Source organism: Massilia sp. BAP21 (genome assembly GCF_057801335.1).
In genome coordinates this window covers 4,420,428-4,444,825 of sequence record NZ_CM173596.1, presented here as the reverse complement: position 1 = coordinate 4,444,825, position 24,398 = coordinate 4,420,428, and the positions used below count along the sequence as shown (strand labels likewise).

The following is a 24,398-nucleotide window of genomic DNA, read 5'->3' as shown; positions in this document are numbered from 1 at the left end:
TAGTTCCTTACGTTAAATGCGAAATGCGAAAGGTTTGAGCGTAGGAAACTGCCTAAGTTCAACGTTTTCTAAGAAAAATTTCTCTTAGCTATCAAATCTGCAAATATGATTTGCCAGTAGAAACAATTGTTGAGATTTTGTTTAGCTGTGCTCGCGTAGCCATGCCCCGGTCAAATGCGCAATAAAAAACCCGCGTGCCTTGCGGTCACGCGGGTTGGTTGGGGGCTAATCGGCTGGCAGCGTACTGGGCGCAAGCGCCTGGATGGCGCAGTCGTGGGTCTTGCTCGCTACTGCTTGTGCTCGCTTACTGCTGCCGGATGTTGCTGTTAGTGCTGGTAAGCGCCGATGTCGTAGCCGGTCGACGCGTTACGCGGCTTGCCGTCGATGTCGGTCGGCAGTGCGTAGGTGGCGATACCGCGGCCGATTAGCGGCGAGCTCGCGCTCGGCTTGAAGTTCGGCATGGCGGCAGTGCGCGAGTAGCCGGCCAGCAGCGGATCCGACGAGATCGTGCCGGTGTGCTTCAGGCCATTGCGCAGCTGCCAGTCGTAGGTCGTGTTCTTGAACACCAGGTTGTTCTTGTACGAGTTGCCGGTGCCGGTCTTGCCCTGCTCCGAGATGCCATACTTGTTGTCGTACACGATGTTGTTGTACACAGCGACGTTGTTGGCGCCGGCCGAGGTGAAGTAGAAGTCGCCGCCACCGACGATGATGCCGAACACCGACGAGCTCACCGTGTTGTTGATGATCTTCACGTTCGTCGCATCGTGCCAGAGGTGGATCGCTGCCGAACCGACGCGGTAGACCACGTTGTTCTTGATCGTGCCCGAGGTGCTGACATAGATACCCTGGACATAGGTGCAGCCTGCCGGGCCGATGTCGTGGACGACGTTACCGATCACATCGGTCATCACGCCCTTGTAGTAGCTGTCCACGCCAATGGCCGAACCGCCAGCGCTGTTGCAGGGAATGGTGGTGGCGGTGTGGTGGACGTGGTTGCCTTCGATGACGTTGTAGGAACCGCCGGTGTAGATGCCCAGGGTCCACTTGGTACCGCTGCGCACTTTCGAGCCGTCGACTTCGAAGCCGATGATGCTGACGTAGTTGCCGCGGTTGTCCCAGGCGTTCTTGTTGGTCGAGTTCGCAGGCGGTACGATCTTGGCGCCCCACTTGGTGGTCGATACCCAGTAGATGCGGGCCGCAGCGGTGCCGTTGGCGGTGGTCTTGAAACCGCCATCATAGGTGCCCGGTGCAACGAACACAGTGGTGCCGGCTTTGGTCACGGCCTTTGCAGCGCGGGCCAGGGTCTTGAACGGTGCAGCCTTGGTGCCGGCAGCGGTGTCGGAACCGTTTGGCGACACATAATAGTTGTAGGTCGTGGCCGGCGTCGTGGCGTTGCTGCCGGTGTTCACGGTCAAGTTCGACGAAGCATCATAGCCGGTGAGCGCAAAGTTGGTCGGGGCGGCGTGGGCGGAAACGGAAAAGGCCAGGACGACAGCGGTAGCGACAGCGTTCAGGGCGATGGTGGCTTGCTTTTTCATGCGAGAAGTTCCTAACGTCAAAGGTAAAAAATCGAAGCGTGTAAAACGCGAATACGTAACCTTTGAGGGGAGGAAACTTCCTTAGTTCAACTTTTTCTCAAAAAAATTTTTTACAAGTAACAAAGGATTAAGCGCCTTTATTCTTCTGAAATCGAACAGTGCTCTGATCCATGTCGTGTCTTAAGCAGCAACTAATGCGCAGAGGCCGGTGTCTTACAGGACCGCATACACTGACGCACGAGGATACGATGGGCATTTATATGCAACTACGCGAAACCTTGAAGGAAGGCGAGCACTACGCCGGGGTCATCCTCGGCAAGGGTGGCGAGGCCGACCACCACCTGATTCTGCTGCCCGGCGACCTGGGCGACATCAGCTGGCCCGGCGCGCTCGACTGGGCAGGCAGCCAGGGCGGCGAACTGCCGAATCGGCGCGAGCTGTCGCTGCTGTTCGCCAACCTGCGCGAGCAATTCGAGAGGGAGTGGTATTGGTCGTCCGAGGCCCACGAGACCCGTTCACAACTGGTCTGGGGCGAGAACTTTGCCAGCGGTATTCAAACCGTCTACGGCCGGCCTTTCCGCGGACATGCGCGCGCTGTCAGGCGCATCCTGATCGAATAGGCGGTACAGGGAGGCACGCTGGTACCCGAGCAGCGAGCGCGTGCCTGCCTCCGGTGGGCGCGTAGCTGGACTGCGGTCCTGCACCGGCGATCCGCTGGGACGCATGGAGCAATGAACAGTGAGCAGCGAGTAGCGAAAGCAGTGAAGCAGTGCGCAGTGAAGCAGTGGCAATGCGCAATGCGCTGCGCACTGACTCCTGACTCCTGACACCTGACTCCTGAACACTGCGCACACGCATCACTGCATGCGCGCAGCGATGCCCCGTCTTACTCCGATGCCGTCCGCGCTTCGTTGGCCGACATGCGGTTGCCGTTGTTGGCGCGGACCGCCATCACGCCGGCGCCCAGCAGCGCAAGGCCGAGCACGGCGCCGAGCGGCGAACGCGGAATCCAGCGTGCTGCCGCGCCGGTGACGGCGTTCGGGCTCTCGCGTTGTGGATCGGAATGGCGGCGGCGCAGTGCGGCGCTGCTGGCCGGACCGCCTGCGTACAGCTGGATCATCTCGCGCACGAAAGGCATGATGTCCTGCGGGCCGCGGCTGGTCACGAGGTTACCGTCGCGCACCACCTCCTGGTCGAGCCAGGTGGCCCCGGCGTTCACCATGTCGTCGCGCACGCCCGGCCACGAAGTCAGGGTGCGGCCCGACAGCAGGCCAGCCGAAGCCAGCACCCAGGGGCCGTGGCAAAGCGTGGCGATCGGCTTGTCGAGCAGGTCGAAGGCGCGCACGAAGTCGCGCGCCTCGGCCGACTGGCGCAGCGCGTCCGGGTTCATGAAGCCGCCCGGGATGAGCAGGCCGTCGTAGTCGCGTGCGCTCACGTCCTCGATCGTCCAGTCGACGGCGATCAGGTCGGCCGGCATGTGCAGGTTCATGCCGCGGATCTTGCCGGATTTGAGCGAGATGATGTCGACCTCGGCGCCGGCGCCACGCAGCGCCGCCACCGGCGCCGTGAGTTCCACTTTCTCGAAGCCGTCCGCGGCGAGCACGGCGATGCGCTGCCCTGCCAGTTTCTTCCGTCCAGTCATGGTGTCCTCCGTTGAGATAATGTGCGGAGGAGTCTACCGGAATGGCTGAATGGGCAGCGTACGGTCCACTAGCCCGGCGCCTGGCAGGCCGGGGCGAGGACGCGACGTCGGGCGCCGGGCTGCCCGTCCGCAGGCTGGCCGCGAGGCTTACTTCGCCGGCACGTTGGCGCGGCCGATCGGCTCCTCGACGTTGGCCAGGAACCAGGCCGTGGCCGTCATCACCGCCACGTTGCGGCGCAGGTTGTCGGGATCGACCTTGTCCAGGGTATCGGCGGCCGTGTGGTGGTAGTCGAAGTAGGCCGAGGTGTCGACCAGTGGCGCGAAGCTCGGCACGCCGGCACGCTCCAGGCCCGACAGATCGCCGGTCGACAGGGCATCCTGGCGCTGGAACACGGCGGCGCCGATCGGCAGCAGGGCCGCCTGCAGCGGCGCGAACAGCCTGGTGGAGGCGGCCGGTACGCTGGCGCGCATGCCGAACGGGCGCCCCACCCCATTGTCGCTTTCGATGGCGCCGACGTGGCTGCCGGCGTTCGCCTGTTGCGCTTCCAGGTAGGTGCGTGCGCCGCGGGTGCCGTTCTCTTCGTTCATCCAGGCGATCAGGCGGATGGTGCGGCGCGGACGGTAGTCGAGTTTTTTCAGGACCTCGAACACCGCCATCGCGCTGGCCACGCCGGCCGCGTCGTCGTGGGCGCCGGTGGCCAGGTCCCAGGAATCGAGGTGGCCCGACACGATCACGATTTCGTCGGGCTTGTCGGTGCCCGGGAAATCGGCGATCACATTGAAGCTGTCGGCGTCGGGGAGGATCTTCGGCGTCAGCACCAGGCGCATGCGCAGCGGGCCGCGCTCGGCCAGGCGGCGCATCAGCATGGCGTCTTCGACGCTGACCGCCGCCGCCGGGATGCGCGCGCCGTCCTGCAGGGCCGTGTTGCCGGTATGCGGCAGGCGGTAGTTGGCGCCGCCGACCGAGCGCACCAGCGCCGCCGCCGCGCCCATCTCGGCCGCCATGCGCGGGCCGTTGGTACGGAAGTTCGAGCCCTGGCCATAGGCCGGGCCGGCCAGGCCGCGGTCGGCCATGTGCTGGTCGAACGGTACATCGAACAGCACGATGCGGCCCTTGACCTCGGCGGCGCGCGCCTTCAGTTCGTCGAAGCTGCTCACCACGATCACCGGGGCCACCAGGCCCTCGTTCGGCGTCGCGCCCGATCCGCCCAGCGCGGTCAGGACCACGCGCTGGGTGATGCCGTCCGGCCTGCCCTTGTAGTCCACCAGTTCGCCCGTCTCGGCCCCGCGCACCCAGTGCGGCACCTTCACCGGCTGCAGGGTCACCTTCGCGCCGAGCTTGCGCATCGCGTCCGCCACCTGGTTCACCGCCGCCGCCGCGCCGGCCGAGCCCGACAAACGCGGACCGATCAGGTCGGTCATGTCGGCCGTGCGTTCCCAGGCGTAATCGCTGGTCATGGCGGCGTCGCGGATCTTCGCCAGGGCCGCCGGATCGTTGCCCGGGCTGGCGGCCTGGGCGAACGACGCGGAAAACGAACTCGCGAACAGGGCGGCCATCAGGCCGAGGGCGGGAAGGCGGGTGCGGCGATTCATGCAGAAATTCCTTCGATTAAGTTTTTACAAGAATCGAAGGGTAGCGCATCCGCCGCTTTTGCGCTGTCTTTACGCCCGGCGCACGAGGCAGCGAGGGCTAGGCCGGCACCAGCCGCACCAGCGTGATTTCCGACGGCGCACCGAAGCGCTTCGGCGGCCCCCAGTAGCCAGTGCCGCGGCTGGTGTACACCCACAAATCGCGCACCCGGTGCAGGCCGGCCACGAAAGGCTGCTGCAGCGGCACGAACAAATTCCACGGGAAGAACTGGCCGCCGTGGGTGTGGCCGGACAATTGCAGGTCGAACCCGGCCTCGGCGGCAGCTGGCGCCGTGCGCGGCTGGTGCGCGAGCAGGATCTTCACGTCCACCTCTTCCGGCGCCCCGGCCGCGGCCGCCTGCGGGTTGCTGCGGTGGCTGGGCACGAAGTGATGCGCCGTGAAATCCGGCACGCCCGCGATCAACACCCTGGCCGCGCCGCGCTGGCGCACCACGTGCTGGTTCAGCAGCACCGTCAGCCCCAGCCGGCGCACCTCGGCGATCCACTCCTCGGCGCCCGAGTAATACTCGTGGTTGCCGGTTACGAAAAAGGCGCCATCCGGCGCCGACAGGCGTGCCAGCGGCTGGGTATGCAGGGACAGGCGCTGCACGCTGCCGTCGACCAGGTCGCCGGTGACGGCGATCGCATCGGCCTTCAGCGCATTCACGCGGTTGACGATGGCGTTCAGGTAGGGCCGGCGGATGGTAGGGCCGACGTGGATATCGGAAATCTGGGCGATCGAATAGCCGTGCAGTTCCTCGGGAAGGTTGGCGATCGGCACATCCACCCGCTTCACCCTTGCCAGGCGGCGCGCATTCACGAAGCCGATGAAGCTCACGCCCAGCGCCAGCAGCGGCACCGCCACCGCGCTCCAGTGGGTAAAGGCGGCATTCCCCTGCCCTGCCGCCAACAAGGCGAGCAGCACGATATCGCGCAGGAAGGTCGTGACGATCAGCGACGAGAACAGGCCCATCGCCAGCAGGCCGACCCAGGCCAGGCCATCCGACCAGCGCCGCCGCCGCAACGACGAGGACAGCAATCCGACCGGCACCAGTAGCGTCGACAGCACCAGCAGCACGATGCCGACTGCAAAGCCAAGAAAGCCGAGCCCCATGTCGGGCATCAGGCGCGCAGCGATGTACACGTGCAGCAGGATGAGCAGGGAAAGGACGACGGACAGGTTGCGGCGGGCTGACATAAACGCGGGGAAGAATGGGTCGTGCGTGTTAGATGGGGCAGGCTGCGCCGTCTGCAAGGCCGGCCGGCCAGGCTTGTCAAAAGAATGTTACGGAGCTTTCTGCACTTGTAATATTCTGTATTAGGTGATGAGACCTTCGGCGGCCGGGACTATAGTGTGTCCATACCCGGCGTAACCGCGATCACTCCGATCCGCGCTGCGGTAAAAAGGAAATGCCATGTTGAACAAAAAATGCTTTGGTGCGGTGATCCTGGCCGCTGTCGCCGTCTCGCCCTCGGCATTCGCTGGCGACCGCGGCGTCAATACGGCGGTCGGCGCGGTGCTCGGTGCGGCAATTGGCGGTAGCGCTGGAGGCAGCGGCGGCGCCCTGGTCGGCGGCGTGCTCGGCGCGGCAGTCGGCAATTCGATCAACACCCACGACGACCGCCGCTATTATGGCAACCGTGGCGGCCATGGCTACGGTTCGGTCGGCTACTACCAGCCGGCGCCGGTGTATGCCCAGCCGCGTCCGGTCTACTACGAGGCCCCGCGTTACTATCGCCAGCCCGAAGTCGTGTATGTCGAACCGCGTCACCGTCACGACAACCGTGGCTGGGACCGTGGCCGCGACCACGACCGCCGCGACTGGGACCGTGGCCATGACCGCGGTGGGCGCGACGGCTACCGCGACGGCTACCGCCGCTGATCCCCGGGCCGCAGTATCATGCAGTATTAAAAGGAGCCGCGTTACGACGCGGCTTTTTTTCGCCTTTCCCCTTCCCCCGGCTAGTTCCTCGCGGCGGCACCTGCCGTCTTGACGGAGGAAGGCATGGTCCACAGCGGCGACATCGTGACACTGGCAGCCGGCCACTACCGGCTGCGCGAACAGCTGGCCGGCTCGGCCTATGGCGTGGTCTGGCGCGCCGATGGCGGGGCCGCCGGCGAGGTCGCGATCAAGCTGGTGAACCGCGAACAGATGACGCGCGCCGAACCCACCGTGCAGGCGCGCTGGGCCGAATGCGCCGCGCGCGAGATCGCCTTCCTGTCCCGGCTCGCGCCCTGGGATGCGCGCCACATCGTGCGCCTGCTCGACCATGGCCTGCACGACGGCCTGCCGGCCATGGCACTCGAACTGCTCGACGGCGACCTGGCCGCCCACATGGCCGCGCAGAACGCCGCCGCCCGGCGCATTGGCCTGGCGCAGTCGCTGGCCTGGCTTGCCCAGGTCAATGCCGCGCTGGCGAAAGTCCACCAGCACGGCTGGCGCTACCTCGACCTGAAACCCGGCAACCTGCTGCTCGATGCGTCCACGCATACCCTGAAACTGGCCGACTTCGGCACCAACCGCAGCCTGCTCGACGCCGGCGCCCATACCTACACCGGCACCGCCAGCTGGCAGGCGCCGGAACAGTTCTTCCCCGAAGGCGCCGGCCATCTCACCGATGCGCGCACCGATTACTTCGCCCTCGGCGCCATCTTCTTCTATCTCGTCACCGACGGCGCCACGCTGCGCTACAGCGGCGCCTGCGCCGACGCCTGGCGCGCCCATGGCCGCGACGGCGCCGCCCAGCTGCTGGCGGCCTGGAACGGCGCCCTGCCGCCCTCCCTGGCCGAGGACGAGGCCGAGCACTTCCTGCAATGCGCCCGCGCCGGCAACGGCGATGCAGACCCGGCCGCCGCCCTGGCCCTGCTGCGCGCCCTGCTCGCCGTGCGCCGCCAGGACCGCCCGCGCCACGCGCTCGAGATCAGCCGCATGATCGCCGCTGCCGCCGGCCCGCAAGCCACCGTGCGGAGGGCGGCATGAGGCGCTTCGCACGCGGCGGCCTGGGCATGCTGGCCGCCGCCGCGCTCGCCCTGCTGTGCGCCCTGCAGGCGCTGGCCGTGCTGCGCATGCCGCCCGCCTTTTTTCCGAGCCAGGTAACGATAAGGCTGGCGCCCGGCCATTCGATCGAACTCGGACGCACCGAACTTGCCGCGCCCCAGGCCGACCCGCGCCACCTGCGCCTGCGCCGCGACAGCGCCGGCCGCTGGTTGATTGCCAGCGCCAGCGGCGTACAAGGCCTGCGTATTGAGTACGGAACCGGGGCGGGCGAGCGCACGCGCAGCGGGTCGCTCGCGCTGCAGGCAGGCCAGCGCTTCCGGCTCGGCGCGGCGCAGTACACCGTCGACAGCGCAAGCGCCGGCCTGCTGCGCTTCGGCGACGGCAGCCATACCTGGGAATACGACGGCGCCCTGCTGCGCCGCGACGGCAGCGTCCAGGGCGCCTGCCCGCAATCCTCGCCGGGCCAGCGGCTGGCCGGATTCTGGAACCGGATCGTGCCTGCCTCGCTTGGGTTCGAGCGTCCCCTGGGCTTCGGCGGCAACCTCTCCTGCGCCACCACCATCGGCAACGCGGACGCCGCAGCCGGCAGTGCCGGCATCGCCTTTAGCGACGGCGTACCGACCCTGTATGCCGCCAGCGGCGCCGGCCGCGTGCCGCTGCTGGCCGAGGTCGACGGTATTCCCGCCGACCTGGCCCTGCGCGAACTGCCGCTGGCCGGTGCGAGCGCCCTCGGCGTCGGCCGCACGCGCCTGCTGGCTGCCATCGAAGGCGACACCCTGCAGCTGCGGCCGGTGAGCCGCGTCGCCCTCTTCGCCGACACGCGCGCCGAGCTGCCCGATGGCGTCAGCTGGCAGTGGCAGGCACGTAATCCCTGGCAGCTGCCCGACGGCGCTCCCTGGGCCGGCGCCATGGCCCTGGCCTGCGGCGTGCTGGCCGGCCTGTTGGGCTGGCGCTCGGCCTGGCGCAAGCAGCCGGCAGTCGCGCTGCGTTTCGGCGCCGGCGTGGCGCTGGCGCTGGGCGGCCTCGCCGTGCTGCTGGCCGTGCGCGCCGGCCAAGCGCCCGGCATCGGGCCGACCCTGCTGCTGGCATGGGCCGCGCTCTGGTACGGCCTGCCACTGCGCCGTCCGAACGCCGTGCTGGCCAGCGGCGTGCTGCTGCTGGCCGGCGGCCTGCTGCTGCAGCTGGAACTGGGCACGGCCGCCGCCGACACCTCGTGGATGCGCCACTTCCAGAAAACCGCCGCCGCCACCACGCTGGGCCTGGGGCTGGTCGGCATCGCCCGCGTTGCTGGCCTGGCGGGCCTGCGCACGGCGCGGCGCCCGGCCTCGCAGGCCCAGGTCGAATGGACCCTGCTCGCGCTGGCCGGATGCGCCGTGCTGGCCCTGCTGGTGCAGGTCGGCTGGGGCAGCGAGACCGGCGTGTTCGACCTGCAGCCGGTGGAGTTCGCCAAGCTCGCCCTGACCGTGCTGACCGCGCACTGCATCGCCCTTGGCCTGGGCGCCGAGGCCGGCCATGCGCGCCAGGGCAAGGGCACCCTGCTGCGCTGGCTGCGCCTGGCCTCGCCGGCGCTGCTGTTCATCGTGCTGCTGGCCGTGGCCCTGGTCCAGGTCGACGATTATTCTCCGCTGATCCTGCTGCTGGTCTGGGGCGCGGCGATGCTGCTGGCCTGGTCGCTGGCGGCGCGCCAGCGGCTGGCGACGGCGGCGCTGTGCCTGCTGGCGGTCGGTGTGGTGGGCGTCATCGGCCTGCTGCGCGCCGCCGACCCGGGCCAGATCGCGCACTGGAATTTCTACGGCGAGCGCTTCCTGGTCTGGCTCGACCCGGCCGCGCATCCGCATACCGGCCAGCAGCTGCTGCTCGGCGCCCGCGCCATCCTGGAAGGCGGCTGGATGGGGGCCGACGGCGTGTTCGGCCTGGCCGCGCTAGGCGCCAGCGCCCCCGATGCGCTGGCCATTCCCGCGGTGCAGGACGACTTCGCGCCGTCGTTCTTCCTGAACCGCCACGGCCTGGGCGCCGCGCTGGCCTTGTGGGCGCTGCAGGCGCTGTTCCTGTGCGCGCTGCTTCAGGCGGCGCTGCGCGCCTGGATCGCAGGCTCGGGCGCGCGCGACTTCCGCCATGCCTGGCAAGGGCGCTTCCGTTGCTTCGTGCTGTGCGGCGGCGCGGCCTTCGTGTTCGGCCATTTCCTGCTGTCCTGGGGCACGAACCTGTCCTTCTTCCCGATCATGGGGCAGCCGATGAGCTTCCTGTCGGCGGGCGGCTCGCATCTCCTGTTTTTCATCTTCCCCCTGCTAGGTTTCGGTGCCACGAGCGCTTATTCATTTGAGGAGAATCAGTCATGCCGGTCTACGTCCAACACGAATCCCTGGGCAAGGTGAACGACGTGTTCAATGCCGAAGCGCTGTGGCAGGCCCCGGGCCTGGCGCTGTTCGCGCGCCGCCCGCTGCTGCGCGATTTATTGGAGCGCTCGCCGCGCGAGCAGCGCGGGCGCGCCGCCACCCGCTGCTTTTCCCACGTCACCCTGGTGCTGCCCCAGGACGAGGTCGACGACGACCGCCACCTGACCCGCGGCGCGCGCGTGCGCGACCTGGCGCAGACCCTGCAGTCGCTGCACCAGAAGGACTTCGGCGACCTGCTCGGCGCCGACGAAGTGCGCTACCACGTGGTCGGCTCGGAGCAGCTCGAAGCGGGCCAGGTGGAGGTGAAGTTCGGCCACGCCGTCTACCTGCCGGCGCCGGGCGAGCAGGTGCAATATACGGTGAGCGTTTCGCGCGACAGCGCCATCTGGCAGACCGTCTGCCCGATCTACCCGCATCAGCGCCTGACCGTGCTCGGCCACGACGCCGCCAGCGCCACCTGCGCCGTGCCCGGCTGGCCCTTCGCCCTCGACGGTGCCATCCTCCTGATCAACGATGGGCCGGATGCGCCGATGGAAGTGCACGTGCGCCCGAAAGAGGCCTTCGAGTGCAGCTTCGACGCCGCCGCCGGCTACTACACGATCCGCGCGCGCCACGGCGACACGCCGGGCAATGCGGGACGCCTGCTCCTGAAGATCGCTCGCAGCAATCCGGCCGCGGCCCTGGCCACCGGTTCAAGCACGGCGGCGGGCACGACATCGGCCACGGCAGCGGGTACGATGCATGGCACTTCCGCCCCCGCACGCCCGGCCAGCGCGCCGCCTGCACCCAGCCGCGCGCCCGCCGTCTGGAAGACCCGCGCCCGCACGCCCGACGATGCCGAACTGACCGCCACGCCCGCCCTGCACCGCGCCAGCGCGCGCATGCCGGCGGACGAAGCGACCTTTGCGCCGGTGGCGCGCCAGCGCATCGCCCTGGCCGCGCTGGCGCTGCCGCGCCTGAGCCGCTACCGCGAGACCGGCGCCGGCCTGCTCGAATTCGCCCTCGACCGCAACCTGGTGGCGGGCGCGCCCGGCAAGGATGCCCTGATCGGCTTTGCCGTGGACGAGGCCGACGAAGTGTACGCGGTCGGCGCCGCCGGACGCCAGCGCATCGCGGTGCCGAACCGCTTCGCGCCGGTCGATGGCGTCGACCTGCGGGTGCTGGCGCCGGCGCCGGAGATGGCCGACCGCTACAGCGCCCTGGTCTGCCTGCCGCAGGCGCCGTCGCTGCCGGTTCCGGATGGCGCGCGCATCGCCTTTGGCCGCGGCGCCCAGGCCCTGGCCGGCCTGCGCGTACTCGATGCCGCCGGCTGCCTGCGCGGCGCGGACGGCATGGACGCCGGCAGCGCCGACCGCCTCGGCCTGTCGCGCAACGCCGTCAGCATCGAGCCCGGCCCGGACGGCTTCCGCGTCGCCCGCCTGTCGCCGACCCAGGCCCTGTACCATCTTGATGAGCGACTCGGCTTCGTGGGCCTGATCGAGCATGGGCCCGATGCCCCGTGCCTCGTTCCCGCCGGCCACCACATCGTCGCCGGCCATTACGTGCTGCGCGTCGAGGGCTGAGCGGTGTCCGCCGCGCTCACCGCGCTGGCCTGCTTCGGCGCGGCGCTGGTCGTGACCCTGGTGGCGGCCGCCTGGCTGACGCCGCGTCTCTGGTGGCGGCGCGCCAACGCGCGTGCGCTGGCGGTGCTGGTGGCGGGCACCGGCGCCATCGGCAGCGCCTTGTGGTGGTTTGCGGCGCCGGCGCCGGCCGAGGCAGCGCAGACCGAGCCAGCGCAGGCTGGGGCGGCCCCGCTCCTCGCCAACCACCAGGAAACGCCCCTGCCCGGCCGTAGCTACCGCGTGGCCGACGCCCTGAACCTGCGCGCGGCGGTCGGCGTCGGCGCCGAGCGCGTGACCGTGCTGCCGGCCGGCGCCATCGTCACCGCGACCGGCATGCAGGATGGCGACTGGTGGCAGGTGCGCGCCGAGGTCGAAGGCGAAGCGCGCGAAGGCTGGGCCAGCAGCCTGTGGCTGCGCCGCGCCGACGAGAAGCGACGCTAAGGCCATGCCGGTGACGCCAGATTCAGGCCGGCGTGTAGCGCATCGGGTTGAAGTACAGCCCCTTTACGCACTGGGTCGGCGCCATGCGCACGAAGCCGAAGGCCTCGTACACGCGCACCGCGTGGTTCGAGGAATTGACCAGGAAGGCGCCATCGCCGCCGCGCTCGATCGCCGCGCGCCGCGCCACCTGCCACAGGCGCCGCGCCAGGCCCTGGCCGTGCCAGCGCTTGTCGACGAACAGGTGGAACAGGTGGTTGTTGGCGCGGATGCCGATGAAGCCGGCCAGCGTGCCCTGGTCCTCGGCTACGTGGTACACGTGCCCGCTGCGCACGTAGTTGCGCAGTCCGTCTTCGTCGTTCTCGCGCAGGAAGGTCGCCGCGCCTTCCGGCGTCGATTCGTGGACGATGAATTCGATCGCGGCCGCGCGCAGCAGGCGCGCCGCCGCGGGCAGGTCGGAGTCGAGGAGGGGCCGGATCAGCATGAGTGGTGCGGGACTTTGCCAAAGATGCAAGCTAGCTTACCATGAGCACGACGCACGGCGCACCGCTCGCGCCACCCCATTTTTTCCACTTGCCCGAGGCAGCGCGCATGTTCGAAGGTTTGCAGTTCGGTCCCCGTCTCGACGTCGCCGCGCGCAGCAGCATCGGCGCCGGGCCGGTCACGCGCGCCGAAAACCAGGACAACTGCGTGCTGGTCGGCGCCGACGGCACGGCCGCCCTGCTGCGCGGCGGCGCCGAGCTGCGCCAGCGCGTGCCGGGCTGGCCCGCCGGCCACGTGCGCCTGGCGGTGCTGGACGGCATGGGCGGGCACGGGCATGGGCGCGAAGCGGCCGAAGCCGCCGCCGAAGGCTTGCTGGCGATCCCGGCCTGCAGCGACATCGGCGTGCTGTCGGCCCACCTCGATGCTTTGCATGCCGCGCTGCAGGCGCGTTTCGACGCCCTCGGCGAACACGGGCCACGCCCCGGCACCACGCTCACCCTGCTGGAGATCCCGCCCCTCGGCGCGCCCCTGCTGTGGCATGCGGGCGACTCGCGCCTGGTCGAAATCCAGCCCGCGGGCGTGGCGCCGCTCACGGTCGACCACGTGCCGGCCACGGCCTATGCCATGCTCGGCCTGCTCGGCGAGGCCGACTGGCGGCGCCAGGTGCATGGCGAGCACTGGCCGCAGATCGCCCAGGCCTTTATCCTCGGGAATACCTTTGCCGACCCGCGCCACCTGGAAGACGGCCTGTTCGCCCTCGATGCCGGCAACCTGCCGCCCTGGCTGCGCGCCCTGCCCGACCGCCGCGCGGTGTCGCTGCGGCCGGATTGCAGCTACCTGCTGGCTACCGACGGCTTCTGGTCCTGCGCCGACCCGGCCGAGTTCATCGCACGCTGGCCGCGCCTGCTGTGCGGGCACGGCGCGGCGGACGGGTTGGAGGCGCTGTTCGCCGAGATGGAGGAACGCCCGCCGGTCGGCCTGCAGCCGGATAACCTGACGGCGATCGTGTTGCGCTTTCGCCCATTCCGGCGCGACGAAACGGCTCTGCCGGCAAACAATTGATTTAAAATAGGAAATAGTGCGTAGAATCAATTTTTCAACCCATAATCGCGCGCCACTGCCGAGCCAAAACGCGTAAGCTGGCCCGGTCGCTAGCCAGGCTATTTCCATGAACCGTTGCAGCAATCCCGCGCATCCGCATTGCACCGTCTGGGTGATGCCAGGGGATGCCGCCTGCGCGCACGGTCACCCGCAGCCGGCACCTGCCGAGGTTTCTTCGGCCCCTGCGTCCGCTGGCGCCGAGGGTTTCGAGACCCTTGCCGATGCGCCCCCCGTGGCGGCAGCGGACCACTCATCGATCCCGGCACCTGTTTCCGCCCCGATTTCCGCTTCCCCTCGGCGCCCGCACCTGCACGTCAGCGGTTTCGACCCGCGCGCCGCCGGCGGGCGCCAGGTGCTGAAGCTCGAACTACGCGGCATGCCGGCCGATTGCGCGCCGCAGGTCACGCTGCTGGCCAGCTCGCGCCTGCGCCTCGAAGGCGGCGAGCGCCACGGCTTCACGCGCACCCTGCGCGGCGACTGGCTGCCGGTCTTCCTCGAGTTTTCCTCGCGCGGGCTGGAGCACGGCCAGTACCGGGTCGAACTCGAACTGCACAGCCGCAGCCAGCCGGCCCGCACCTGGGTCGCCACGCTGCTGATCCTTGCCCCGCGCGCCGACGCCAGCCTGCGCGACATCCACCAGACCTTCCTCGCCACCCACAAGAACGTGCGCGTGCATGCCGACGACGCCTCGATCGCGCGGGTACAGGCGCGCACCGGCGGCGGGCGGGTCGACATCGACGTGAATGCCAGCAATGCCGGCATCGCCCACCTGGACCTGGATGCCCTGGACGCCCACGGCGGCAAGATCGACCTCGGCGTGACCAGCATCGCCTGGGACGAGGAATTGCTGGAAATCGACGTGCCGGCCCAGCCCGCCATTCACCCTTGCCCGGCCAGCAGCGCCTGCCTCGAACTGCCCGCCGGCGACCTGCCGCGTGCGCGCCGCCTGCGCCTGTTCGCGCTCGACGAATGCGTGCTGGGGCGCGCCGATGGCGAGGCCGACATCCTGCTGGCCCACCATCTCGAACACGGCCCCACGCTGGAAGGCCTGACGCGCCGGCTGTCGGCGCAGCATGCCTTGATCCGGCGCGGGCGCGAAGGTTTCGAGATCGAGGACGTGTCGCGCTACGGGCTGCTGGTCGACGGCGTCTGGCCGGGCAAGCACAAGCCGGTCAGGCTGCATCCGGGCATGCGCATCGAACTGACGGCCAGCATTCCCGGCATCGTGACGCTGGAAGTGGCGGCCGTGCTGCCGCACGCGCTGGTGCTGCAGCGCGTGGATGCGGGCATGGCGTACGAGGCCTTGTATATCGTCGATCCGGACAGGCAGCCGGGCACCGCGTGCGGTGGCGCGCTTGGCTTGCCGCCCCTGTTCCACCGCGATGGCGGGTTCTGGGCGGCCGGGACCGGAGGCGACGAGACGCCACTGACGCCGGCTACCGCGTTCGAGCGGATCACAGGGTGGCCGCGTGGAACGGGTTTTTCAGCGAGCGCGTATCCGGAAATGCGAACAAGCGTGACCACGCGAGCACAGGGCCGCGGGCCCCGCGAGTCGTTGGCTTAAACCGTACGGTGGGCACTCCGTGCCCACGCGGAAGGTGGAGCAGCGATATCGGCATTTCGGCCGAAACATCCGCCCATCGCAAACGTTCGCAATGATCATTTGCGAACGCCAGCAAGAAGCGGGCAGCACGGCCCCAACGCAGCCAACACCGCGCACGCATCCGCGTGGGCAGTGGGGCTGGCTAAATGCCAGCACCACAAAGTGCCCACCGTACGGTCGCTGCTAACGCTTCTAATGCCCCTGCGGCAACAACACCAGGAAGATTAGCGCGCAGCCAGCCAGCAATGCGGCCTGCAGCCCGAACACGATCGCAGGAATCCGCAGCTCTTCGGGGATTTTCATGATTCGTCTCCCAAGGAATCCACTACTACCGGGAGTCTCCAGCCTACGCCTGCCGCCGGCACGCGGCGCACGCTAGCCTTCGATCAATCGTAATCAGGAAACCCCGGCATCCCCTTCCGCCGCCGGCAGTTCGCGCACCACCCGGAACCCAACGATATCGTTCGACATCACCGCCGAGAACCCGTTGCGCAACGCCGAGCGCAGGTAGCGCGGGTTGTATAGCCAGGAGCCGCCGCGCAGCACCCGCCGCGCACGGTCGCCGCCCTCTTCCCAGGCACTGCCGTCGAGCGGCGCGCCTTCGTAGCTGTCGTGCATGACGTCCTGCACCCATTCCCAGACGTTGCCGTGCATGTCGTGCAGGCCCCAGGGATTCGGCGCGAATTGGGTCACCGGCGTGGTGCCGCGCCGGTATTCGCCGCGCGCGCCGCCGTTCCAGGTGAAGTTGCCGTCGTAGTTGGCGAGATCGGTGCCGATGCTGTCGCCGAAGCTGAAAGCAGTTTTGGTGCCGGCGCGGCAGGCATATTCCCACTCGGCTTCGCTCGGCAGGCGGTAGCGCTGGCCGGTGGCTTCCGTCAGCCAGGCCAGGTAGCGCTGCGCATCGACCCAGGACACCCCAACCACCGGATGCATGTCGCTTTGCGGGAAGCCCGGCGCCGCCCAGTCGACGTCGCCGTCCGGCTGCCAGCCGGTGGCCCGGGCGAAGACGCGCCATTCGCCCACCGTCACCGGATAGCGCCCCATGGCAAAGGGGCGCGCGATGCCGACCCAGTGCTGGGGCGTTTCGCGCGCCAGCCAGTTCTTCTGGGCGCCGGCCGCCATCGCGATCTTGCGCTCGTGTTCGGGTGAGCCCATCTGGAAGCGGCCGGCGCGCAGCACCACCAGTTCCGGCCCCTGGGCGCTGCCGTCAAGGAAGCGGTCGCGCATCAGCAGCGCCGGGGCCTGTCCCGGCTTGGCTGTGTCGGACGCCGGCGCTTCCTGCGCTTGCGCCGCCTTGGCGCGCGCCCGTTCCTGCTCGGCCAGGTAAGCCGCCGCCGCCCTGGCCTGCATGACCTTGCGCTGGGCCTCCTCCTGGGCCTGGCGCGCCTTGGCCACCTCCTCGGCCTGGCGCGCGCGCAGCTGCTCGCGCAGGGCTTCGCGCCGCGCCCGCCGTGCTTCCTCGGCTTCCTGGCGCTCGCGGCGCTGCTGTTCGCGGCGCAGGCGTTCGGCCTCCGCCTGGGCCGCCGCTGCCGCCGCGGCTTCGGCGCGCGCGCGTTCGCTCGGCACGCGCGCTGCGGGCGGCCTCGGCTGCGCAGGCGCGGCGTCCGGTACGGGCGCCGTCCCTGCCGATTCACCTGCCACCGGTTCTACCGTCGTCGGCCCTGCTACTGCCGGCTCGACTGCCGCCGGCTGGGCCAGCGGCGGCGTCTCCGACACCGCGTCCTGCTCGGGCGCCGCCTCCGGCTCCGGCGCCGCCCCATCCAACCGCGCCAGCAGGGCCGACACGCTCTCCGGCCGCGCCGCCGGGTCCGGCGCCAGGCCGAGCCGCAGCGCCTGCCACTGCGCCTCGGCCAGCGCCTCGGGACGGGCCAGCGTGTCGAGGGCGCCGGCCGGCAGCGCGCCGCCGACCATGCGGTAGACCATCGCCGCCACCGAATACACATCCAGCGTGCGCGCCGGCGTCAGGCCGGGCGTGGCCGCTTCCGGGGCGCGGTAGCCGGGCGTGCCGGATACGGCCGGCGCCTCCAGCGGCGACATGGCGCCCTGGCGCGCGCGCGCGGCGATGCCGAAGTCGAGCAGCTTGACCTCGCCCCTGGCGGTGACGAAGACATTCGCCGGCTTGATGTCGCGGTGGACCAGGCCGTGCCGGTCCCAGGCATAGTCGAGGGCCTCGGCCACCGGCCGCAGTAAAGCGAGCGCGCGCGCCAGCGGCAGCGGCGGGCCCGATTCGCTCGTTAACATGGCCTCCAGGTCCTCGCCCTCCAGGCATTCCATGATCACGAAGTAGCTGGCCGTGGCCGGGTCCTGGGCCCAGTCGTACACGCGCACGATGTGTTCGTGCGCCAGGCGACGCGCGCGCGTGGCTTCCTGCACCAGCAGCTTGGCGTGGCTGGCGCTCTCGGTCAGTTCCGGCGACAGGATCTTCAGCGCCACCTGGGCGCTGTGACCCAGCTCGGCGTGGGTCGCGAGGTCGGTGGCCTGCCACACCTGCCCCATGCCGCCGTGCGCGATCAGGCGCTCGAGCCGGTAGCGGCGATTCGCCGGGCCCACATGCTGGCCCTGCATCAGGCCCAGTTCCGTGCCGCGCGCGGCCTGGCGCGTCTTGTCGGGCTGTGCCGGCTCCGGCAGCGCGTGGGCCGCATCGAGGATCGCGTTCTTGCGCTGGTCGAACTCCTGGCGGCTCAGCAGGCCGTCGTCGTGCAGCGCGCGCAGTTCGCGGATCTTGTCGATGGCTGTCTGCATTGCCGTTCAGTCCTGCAGCGGCGTACCGCAGCTGGCGCAGAAGCGGTCGCTCCCGCCCGCCGGATGGCCGTTGGCGCAGGTCCGCGGTGCGACCGCCGCAGCGACCCGGGCCTGCGCCTCCAGCGCCGCCTTGTTGACGTCGTTCTGCAGCGTCAGCAAATCGACCTGGTGGCGGCGGTCCTTGTCGACCTCGGCATCGCGCCGCGCCTGCTCCTGGCGCACGGCGTCCTGGGCCAGGCGCGCGGCATCTGCGGGGCCCAGCGCGCCCCCCGCTCCCACCACGCCGGCCAGCGCGGCCAGCTGGCCTGCATCCATGGTCGCGTGCACGCGGGTCTTCATGTAGTCGGCCAGCACGGCGGCGTTCGGCGCGGCGGCCACGGCCAGCTTGGCGGTATCGTCCATGCGGCTGATCGATTCGTTGCGCGCGATGTCGATGCGCGCCAGTTCCAGCGCGTGTTCCAGCTGGGCGGCGCGCTCGGCGCGTTCGTGGCCGAGGCGGCGCAGTTCCTGCTGCCAGGCCGCTTCCTGCTCGGCGCGGCGCAGCGCGGCCTGGCGCTCGCCCGCCATCAGCTCGACTTCCTTTGCGCGCTGGGCGTGGCGGTGCTCGGCTTCGATGGTGCGCAGCAGCTTTTCGTGCTGGGCGATTGATTCCTGCTGGCCGCCCTCGCGCCGCAAGGCGTCGATCTTCTGCTGCATGCGCTCGGCTTCCAGGCTCTCGGCGCGCTGCAGTTCGCGCAGGCGCTGGCCGCCGGCCAGCTCTTCCCATTCCTGCTCGCGCTCGGCGGCGCGGCGGCGCGCGGCGTTCGCCAGTACCACCAGCGCCAGCTGGGCCGCATGCTCTTCCTCGTCGATGGCGCGGGCCCGTTCGGCCGCCAGTCGCTCGGCCGCGCGCAGGCGCGCCAGTTCCTCGCGCTGGCGCGATGCGTCCTCGATTTCCTTTGCCTGCTCGACCTTGTTGCGGATCTGCTGGACCAGCAGGGTCTGCGAAAAACGCTGCTGCGCCAGCTGGCGCGTTTGCTGCGCTTCCTGCTGCGCCACTTCCAGCGCGCCGCGCATGCGAATCTGCGCCAGCGCCTGCAGCTGCTTCCACTCGGCTTCTTCGCCAAGCCGCGCGCTGCGCTTCTTCGCCACATCATGTTCCAGCTCGGCCAGCACTTCGCCGGCGCCGCGTTCGATCGCCTCGCGCCGCGACTTCGATTCGCTTACGCGCGCATACAGGTCGATCTCGCGCGCACGCAGCCCTTGCGCCCGCTCCGCGTTGCCCAGCGTGCGTTCGGCGCGCTCCAGGGTCTCGTCCTGGCGCAGTTCCAGGCGGCGCAGGCGCACCCGGGCCGCTTGTTCCTCGTGGCGCAGGCGCTTCCATTCCTGCTCGTCGTACAGCTCGTCGAGCTGGCGCGCATGCTCCATCTGCACGCGCCGCTCGTCGGCCGCCAGCCAAAGCGTGCCGATGCGCGCGCGGTTGGCGTCGAACTTGTCGTGGCGCAGGGCCAGCGTCTCGACGCCGGCCACGCCCAGCCCGTAGGAAGCCAGCAGCAGGCGCAGCGCGCCCTGCAGGCGTTCGTCGAACTGCGGGCGCAGGTCGCGGTTTTCCGCCATCTCGCGCAGCGACTGGCTGGCCACGAATTCGCCCGCCAGCTGGCGCAGCGCCGGCGCCAGCAGTTCGCGCAGCTGCGCGCTGCCCACCACGCCCGGCATGGTCATGAAGTGGCGCGCAAAGGCCGGCACGTTTTCCACGCGCAGGTTGACGCTGAAACGCGCCGCCACCACCAGGTGCTCGGCGGTTTCCAGGTCGTCGAACGCGAATTCGACCGGCAGCGCGTTGGTGCGCGTGATCAGGATTTCGGCATGGCTGTCGCGCAGCAGGTGGTTCAGGCGCGTGAAGAAACCCTCGATCTCGTACTCGCCCTGCGGCACCTCGGTGGCCTGGCTGTCCTGCAGGATATAGGCGCGCGCGGTGGCCGGCACGCGCAGGGTCTTCACGAACAGGCCGGACAGCGCCTGCACGCCGAAGAAGACCGCCAGCTCGTCGGGGCCGGCCACCCAGCGGTTCTCGACCAGCACCGGCGCGTTGCGCGGCGCGCCCAGCGTGATGCCGCAGGCCGCGCAATAGCCTGCGCCGCCCGCATTCTTGTGTGCGCAGCGCGGGCAGCGCGTGCCGCCAAAACCGAACATCTGGAACATGATCCGACTCCCTAGTTTCTCTATCCCTGGCCCGGCGATTCTAGCAGCCGGGACCCGGCGCAAGCGCCTGCCCCTGCCAGAACGCGCGCCGCATCAAATCAATCCGATCCGCTCGACACAGGCCAGGCTCGCGCCTTTGACCCGCAATCCGTCGCGCAGGCCGGGCGGCAAGTGGGCTTCCCAGGCGCGCGGCAGCAGCACGCGGTCGCCTGCCGCCGCTTCGCGCGCGATCAGCGCGCACTTCGGCGCCAGCCCTTCCACGCCCTCCACCTGGCCGGCATGCCAGGCGCCAGAACAGCCAGTGGCGATGATGCGCCCGCGCGGCAGGAATTCGCGCCCGCGCGCCAGGCGGTCGGCCAGCACCAGCGCCAGTTCATAGGAGTTGCCGTGCAGGCCGTCCTGGCCGAAGCGCACCGTGGTGCGCCAGCGCGGCGCGGCCTCGCCATCGAAGTGGCGCGCGCCGGCCAGCGTCTGGCGCACGGCGTGCTGGCGCGCGCTGTCCAGGCCCGCCGCCGCGACCGCCTCGTCGTCCGGCGCTTCGCCAGGCTCGAACGGATACACGCTCACTTCGACCCAGCACAAACTGTCGTTGATGCCGCCGCTGTGCAGCGGGAACCAGGCGCGCGCGCTCGACACCGATGCCGAAAGGTCGGGCTGGCCGCTCAGGGCGCCCAGGTGGCGCAGGTGACGCGGGCCGCCCAGCAGTGCGCCCGCCGGCGCCTGCGCGGCATCGTGGCCGTCAATGCGCCCGCGCTGCCACCCGTCCGACCAGCCCAGCGCCAGCTGCGGTTTTTCGGCCGGCGGCAACAGGCCGCGCACGGTGCGGTCGGCCAGCACCACGGCCAGCTCCCAGTCGCGTTCCTGCGCGCCCGGCGCCCGGTCCATGCTGATCACGACCTGGTCGCGGCTGTCGTAGCGGGCCTCGGTATGGCGCGCCAGGCGCGCCACTTCCTGCATGCGCGCGGCCAGCGCCGGCGCACCGGGCGCGCTGCACTTGATGTCGGCGCGCCCGCCGCGCGGACGGCGCGTGGCCGTGACCGTGACGACGGAACCGTCGGCCAGCAGGCTACGGAACACGGCTTCGCTGACGGCTTCGCTGACGGGTGCGCTCATGCGTCCTCCCCTTCGGTGGCCAGCTTGCGCGCACCAAGCGCCTGTTCGAGATTGGCGACGATGCGGTCGGCCTCGTCGAACAGGACTTCCAGGCCGCGGTCCTCGGCCAGTTCGAAGCGCGCCAGCAAGGCCCAGGCTTCGTCCAGCGCCGCTGCCGCCGCCACGCTGTGGCGCGCGCGGCGCAGCTGCTGGCCCGGCGCCAGCGGCTGGCCGGGCGCGGCCAGGGCCAGTGCCGGCATGGTGCTCGCCGCCAGGCAGACCAGGTCGAGCCGCTGCAATAGTGCCTGCTGCTGGCGGAACAGGTCCTGGCCGCTGGGCAGCGTCGCCTGGCGCACGCGGCACATCAGGCAAGGCAGTTCGAGGAAGAGGCGGCGCAGCGCACGCGCGTCCTCGCGCGCCGGATCGAAAGGCGTGCTGTCCGGCACATTGGCCAGGGCAGCGCCGGCGGCAGGTGCGGCGGCGGCAGGTGCGGCAACGGCGGCAGCGGCAGCCGGCACCGCTTCCACACCGATATGGGGCTCGTCCGCATCATGCACGGCGCGCGCACGCAATACCTCGGCAAAGTCGCGCCCCGGCCGCAGGTCGACCGGCACGCAGTCGTCCACGGTGACGCCGAAGCGGGTGTACAGCAGCTGGTTGAAGCCGGCGCGGAAGGCATTCCACTCGTCGAGCGTGGTGCAGGGCGGCAGGTCGAGGTTGCCCTGGGCCAGTTCGCGCTGCAGCGCCGCCTCGACACTAGCCGCGAAGCCGGCCAGGGATACGTCGCCCGCGCCTTCGCTGGCCAGGAACAAATCGAAGCGCTGCTGGCTCACGCGCGGGTCGGGACTGTCGACCGCGAAATGCAAGCGCAGGCCGATCTCGGGCGCGGCGGCAAACGGCACCAGGTCGCAGCCGTAGGGTCCGGGATGGAAGCACCAGCCGCTCTCGCCATCGAGCAGCCCCATGCGCCCGCCGGCGCTGATGCGGCGCGTGCGGCCGCCGCGATCGACTGCCACGCCGCTGGCGCCGGCCGGCAGCGTGCAGCCGGATGCGATCGGCCGCGCCAGCAACGTGCTGCCCAGTCCCGTCGCGTCGAATGCCGGCGCGCGCGCCATGCGCTTGAACAGATCGAACATCATGTCACCGCGCCGGCAGCACGCTGAAGGCGGCCCCGTGGCGCTGGAAGTGCGCGGCCGGCGCTTCGGCGAAGGGCCAGGCGCATTCGCATTCGCCGTCGGCATCCAGGCGGCCCTGCAGGACTTCGGCGCCGGCGCCGTCGAGCACGCGCAGCAGCGCCGCTTCGCGCAGCAGGCGCGCCGCGAATGGCGCCTCGGGCGCCAGCTGCAGGATCACGCGGCAGGCCGCGCCGCCATCGAGGAAATGCAGGCGCCAATAGCCGTCGTCGGTGGCCAGCTGGCGCAGGGCCGCGCCGCTGTCGGCCGCGCGCAGCATGCCGTGGCTGCCCTGCCAGTGCCCGTCGTTTGCTGCCTGCGTGCGCCTGCGCGCCAACGCCAGCGTGCGCAGGCGGCGCGCCGTCAGCGGCGAGCCTTCCAGGGCCGCGCGTTCGCCGCCGGTCAGCGGGCGGCTGCCGTCCAGCGCCGCCAGCAGCACGGCGTCGGCCAGCACCAGGCGGTCGCCCTCCACGCGCCGGCCCAGGAGCAGGCGTTCCTGCAGCTTGCGGTCGATCTCGCTCGTCGTCATCAATTCATCCTCCCGTTCGTGGTGCGGCTTCCAGCCTGGCGATGGCCGCGTCGCGCCGCTTGCGCAGCGTCGGCAGCGACACCGCGTCCAGCGCGGCCAGTTGCTGCAGGGTCGGCAGCGCGCCGCTGGCCGGATCGCGCCAGGCCTCGGGATAACTGTCGTCCTCGGCGCCCAGCAGCTTCAGGTACACCGCCAGGCGCACCGGCAGCGTATCGTCTTCCAGCATGCGTCCGGCCCAGCTGCCCGGGTCCTGCGCGGCGCGCGCCGCAGACAGAAAGCCGGGGGGCAGTGAAACCGCCTGCGCGCGCGTGGCGCCGAGCGGGTCGTCGTCCGCCACCGGCGCCGCCTGCGTTGGTTCCGTCACCGGCGCATCCAGCTCTTCCGCGCGCGCTTCCAGTATCAGGTCCGGCCCCGGCGTGGCGCCATGCGCCGATTCGTCCAGCACGCGCCAGTAATCCTCGATCCAGGCGCCGGCGGTGTCCTGGTCGTGCAGCCAGCCGCTGTCGCGGTTGCTGGAAATCGCCTCGTATTCGGCGATCTCGCGCAGCATCTCGGCAATCTTCTCCGGGCTGTTCTTCAGGCTGTCGAAGCGTTTCGACTTCGTGTGCAGGGGTCCGGGCGCGCCACTGAAGCGCTCCAGGCTCTCGCTCCAGCGCATGATCCACTCGGGGCGGCAGGCCGCGATCGACTGCAGCTGGCGCACCTCGATCGGTACCGAGAAATCGACCGGGCGGCCGAGGATGGCGCCGACTTGCGCCGTGTGCTCGCGCCAGCCGGCGAACAGGCGCGCGATCTCGCCGTAGGCCGTGTCGAGCATGCGGTAGGCGTACAGGCGGTTCGGGCTGCAGGGGCGGCCGCAGGCCACCTGGTAGTTGTCGGCATCGACCTTGTCGCGCAGGAGCGCGAACATGTCGTTGACCTTCTTGCGCAGCAGCGCCTCGCCGCCGGCCTGGCGCCAGAAGGCGGGCGCGCGCGCATGCTCGGCGGCGAGCGCCGTGCAAAACGCGTCCCAGTCGGCCTGGCGTGCGCCCAGCTCGAAGGCCAGGCCCAGGGCCAGCTCGCCCACCGTCTCGCCGTAGCTGTTGCCATTCGCCTGCGCACGCGCGGTGCGGCCGGCCGCGTGCAGCGACTCGGCCAGCAGGTCGAGGTACAGCGCCAACCCATCCTCCGGTGGTGCGGCTACGATCAGCTCGATCGGATCGACGCGCGCACAGACCTCGAGCGAACAGGCGCCCAACAGTTTCCTTACCTG

19 protein-coding genes are annotated in these 24,398 nt (G+C 70.1%); 8 read left to right on the top strand and 11 right to left on the bottom strand.

The window, feature by feature from the left end; genetic code table 11:
* Window positions 1–326: 326 nt before the first annotated feature.
* Window positions 327–1,538, bottom strand: a complete 1,212-nt coding sequence (locus ACWYRN_RS19715) for a right-handed parallel beta-helix repeat-containing protein (RefSeq protein WP_488689349.1) — start codon at window positions 1,536–1,538, stop codon at window positions 327–329.
* 260 nt (window positions 1,539–1,798) lie between these two features.
* Between ACWYRN_RS19715 and ACWYRN_RS19710 the strand changes: the two genes are divergently transcribed.
* Window positions 1,799–2,158, top strand: a complete 360-nt coding sequence (locus ACWYRN_RS19710) for an Lcl C-terminal domain-containing protein (RefSeq protein ID WP_488689346.1) — start codon at window positions 1,799–1,801, stop codon at window positions 2,156–2,158.
* Window positions 2,159–2,424: 266 nt separating this feature from the next.
* Here the strand turns inward: ACWYRN_RS19710 and ACWYRN_RS19705 are convergent, their stop codons facing one another.
* From ACWYRN_RS19705 to ACWYRN_RS19695, 3 genes are all read right to left on the bottom strand, one after another.
* Window positions 2,425–3,180: a type 1 glutamine amidotransferase domain-containing protein gene (locus tag ACWYRN_RS19705; protein WP_488689345.1), complete on the bottom strand. Its 756-nt coding sequence runs from the start codon at window positions 3,178–3,180 to the stop codon at window positions 2,425–2,427.
* A gap of 147 nt (window positions 3,181–3,327) precedes the next feature.
* Entirely contained in the window at window positions 3,328–4,773 is a 1,446-nt protein-coding gene (locus ACWYRN_RS19700) for a M20/M25/M40 family metallo-hydrolase (protein WP_488689344.1), read from the bottom strand.
* A 97-nt stretch (window positions 4,774–4,870) separates the two neighbouring features.
* Complete coding sequence (locus ACWYRN_RS19695; RefSeq protein WP_488689343.1) at window positions 4,871–6,007, bottom strand: metallophosphoesterase; 1,137 nt, start codon at window positions 6,005–6,007, stop codon at window positions 4,871–4,873.
* Between the two features lie 217 nt (window positions 6,008–6,224).
* Between ACWYRN_RS19695 and ACWYRN_RS19690 the strand changes: the two genes are divergently transcribed.
* The 5 genes from ACWYRN_RS19690 (at window position 6,225) to ACWYRN_RS19670 (ending at window position 12,246) form a co-directional block, all read left to right on the top strand.
* Window positions 6,225–6,692: a glycine zipper domain-containing protein gene (locus ACWYRN_RS19690; RefSeq protein ID WP_488689341.1), complete on the top strand. Its 468-nt coding sequence runs from the start codon at window positions 6,225–6,227 to the stop codon at window positions 6,690–6,692.
* Between the two features lie 123 nt (window positions 6,693–6,815).
* Window positions 6,816–7,790: a protein kinase domain-containing protein gene (locus ACWYRN_RS19685; RefSeq protein WP_488689339.1), complete on the top strand. Its 975-nt coding sequence runs from the start codon at window positions 6,816–6,818 to the stop codon at window positions 7,788–7,790.
* On the top strand, window positions 7,787–10,183 hold the full coding sequence (locus ACWYRN_RS19680; RefSeq protein ID WP_488689338.1) for an FtsW/RodA/SpoVE family cell cycle protein: 2,397 nt from the start codon (window positions 7,787–7,789) through the stop codon (window positions 10,181–10,183). The genes ACWYRN_RS19685 and ACWYRN_RS19680 overlap by 4 nt, the downstream gene beginning before the upstream one ends.
* Window positions 10,144–11,766: a hypothetical protein gene (locus tag ACWYRN_RS19675; protein WP_488689337.1), complete on the top strand. Its 1,623-nt coding sequence runs from the start codon at window positions 10,144–10,146 to the stop codon at window positions 11,764–11,766. Before ACWYRN_RS19680 ends, ACWYRN_RS19675 begins: the two co-directional genes overlap by 40 nt.
* 3 nt (window positions 11,767–11,769) lie before the next feature.
* Window positions 11,770–12,246: an SH3 domain-containing protein gene (locus ACWYRN_RS19670; protein WP_488689336.1), complete on the top strand. Its 477-nt coding sequence runs from the start codon at window positions 11,770–11,772 to the stop codon at window positions 12,244–12,246.
* Between the two features lie 22 nt (window positions 12,247–12,268).
* On the opposite strand, the gene ACWYRN_RS19665 is transcribed toward ACWYRN_RS19670, so the two are convergent.
* Window positions 12,269–12,727: a GNAT family N-acetyltransferase gene (locus ACWYRN_RS19665; protein ID WP_488689335.1), complete on the bottom strand. Its 459-nt coding sequence runs from the start codon at window positions 12,725–12,727 to the stop codon at window positions 12,269–12,271.
* Between the two features lie 41 nt (window positions 12,728–12,768).
* Between ACWYRN_RS19665 and ACWYRN_RS19660 the strand changes: the two genes are divergently transcribed.
* Together ACWYRN_RS19660 and ACWYRN_RS19655 are read left to right on the top strand one after the other, a co-directional pair.
* On the top strand, window positions 12,769–13,788 hold the full coding sequence (locus ACWYRN_RS19660) for a PP2C family protein-serine/threonine phosphatase (protein WP_488689334.1): 1,020 nt from the start codon (window positions 12,769–12,771) through the stop codon (window positions 13,786–13,788).
* A gap of 106 nt (window positions 13,789–13,894) precedes the next feature.
* Window positions 13,895–15,391, top strand: a complete 1,497-nt coding sequence (locus tag ACWYRN_RS19655; RefSeq protein WP_488689333.1) for an FHA domain-containing protein — start codon at window positions 13,895–13,897, stop codon at window positions 15,389–15,391.
* 435 nt (window positions 15,392–15,826) lie between these two features.
* On the opposite strand, the gene ACWYRN_RS19650 is transcribed toward ACWYRN_RS19655, so the two are convergent.
* The 6 genes from ACWYRN_RS19650 to ACWYRN_RS19625 form a co-directional block, all read right to left on the bottom strand.
* Window positions 15,827–18,172, bottom strand: a complete 2,346-nt coding sequence (locus tag ACWYRN_RS19650; protein ID WP_488689331.1) for an SUMF1/EgtB/PvdO family nonheme iron enzyme — start codon at window positions 18,170–18,172, stop codon at window positions 15,827–15,829.
* Between the two features lie 6 nt (window positions 18,173–18,178).
* Window positions 18,179–20,353 (bottom strand): hypothetical protein, encoded by a 2,175-nt coding sequence (locus ACWYRN_RS19645; RefSeq protein WP_488689330.1) that lies wholly within the window; start codon window positions 20,351–20,353, stop codon window positions 18,179–18,181.
* Window positions 20,354–20,446: 93 nt separating this feature from the next.
* Window positions 20,447–21,466, bottom strand: a complete 1,020-nt coding sequence (locus ACWYRN_RS19640) for a hypothetical protein (RefSeq protein WP_488689329.1) — start codon at window positions 21,464–21,466, stop codon at window positions 20,447–20,449.
* Window positions 21,463–22,584: a hypothetical protein gene (locus ACWYRN_RS19635; RefSeq protein WP_488689328.1), complete on the bottom strand. Its 1,122-nt coding sequence runs from the start codon at window positions 22,582–22,584 to the stop codon at window positions 21,463–21,465. Before ACWYRN_RS19635 ends, ACWYRN_RS19640 begins: the two co-directional genes overlap by 4 nt.
* Window position 22,585: 1 nt before the next feature.
* Window positions 22,586–23,146 (bottom strand): hypothetical protein, encoded by a 561-nt coding sequence (locus ACWYRN_RS19630; protein WP_488689327.1) that lies wholly within the window; start codon window positions 23,144–23,146, stop codon window positions 22,586–22,588.
* Window positions 23,147–23,150: 4 nt separating this feature from the next.
* Window positions 23,151–24,383 (bottom strand): hypothetical protein, encoded by a 1,233-nt coding sequence (locus tag ACWYRN_RS19625; protein WP_488689326.1) that lies wholly within the window; start codon window positions 24,381–24,383, stop codon window positions 23,151–23,153.
* Window positions 24,384–24,398 lie beyond the last annotated feature (15 nt).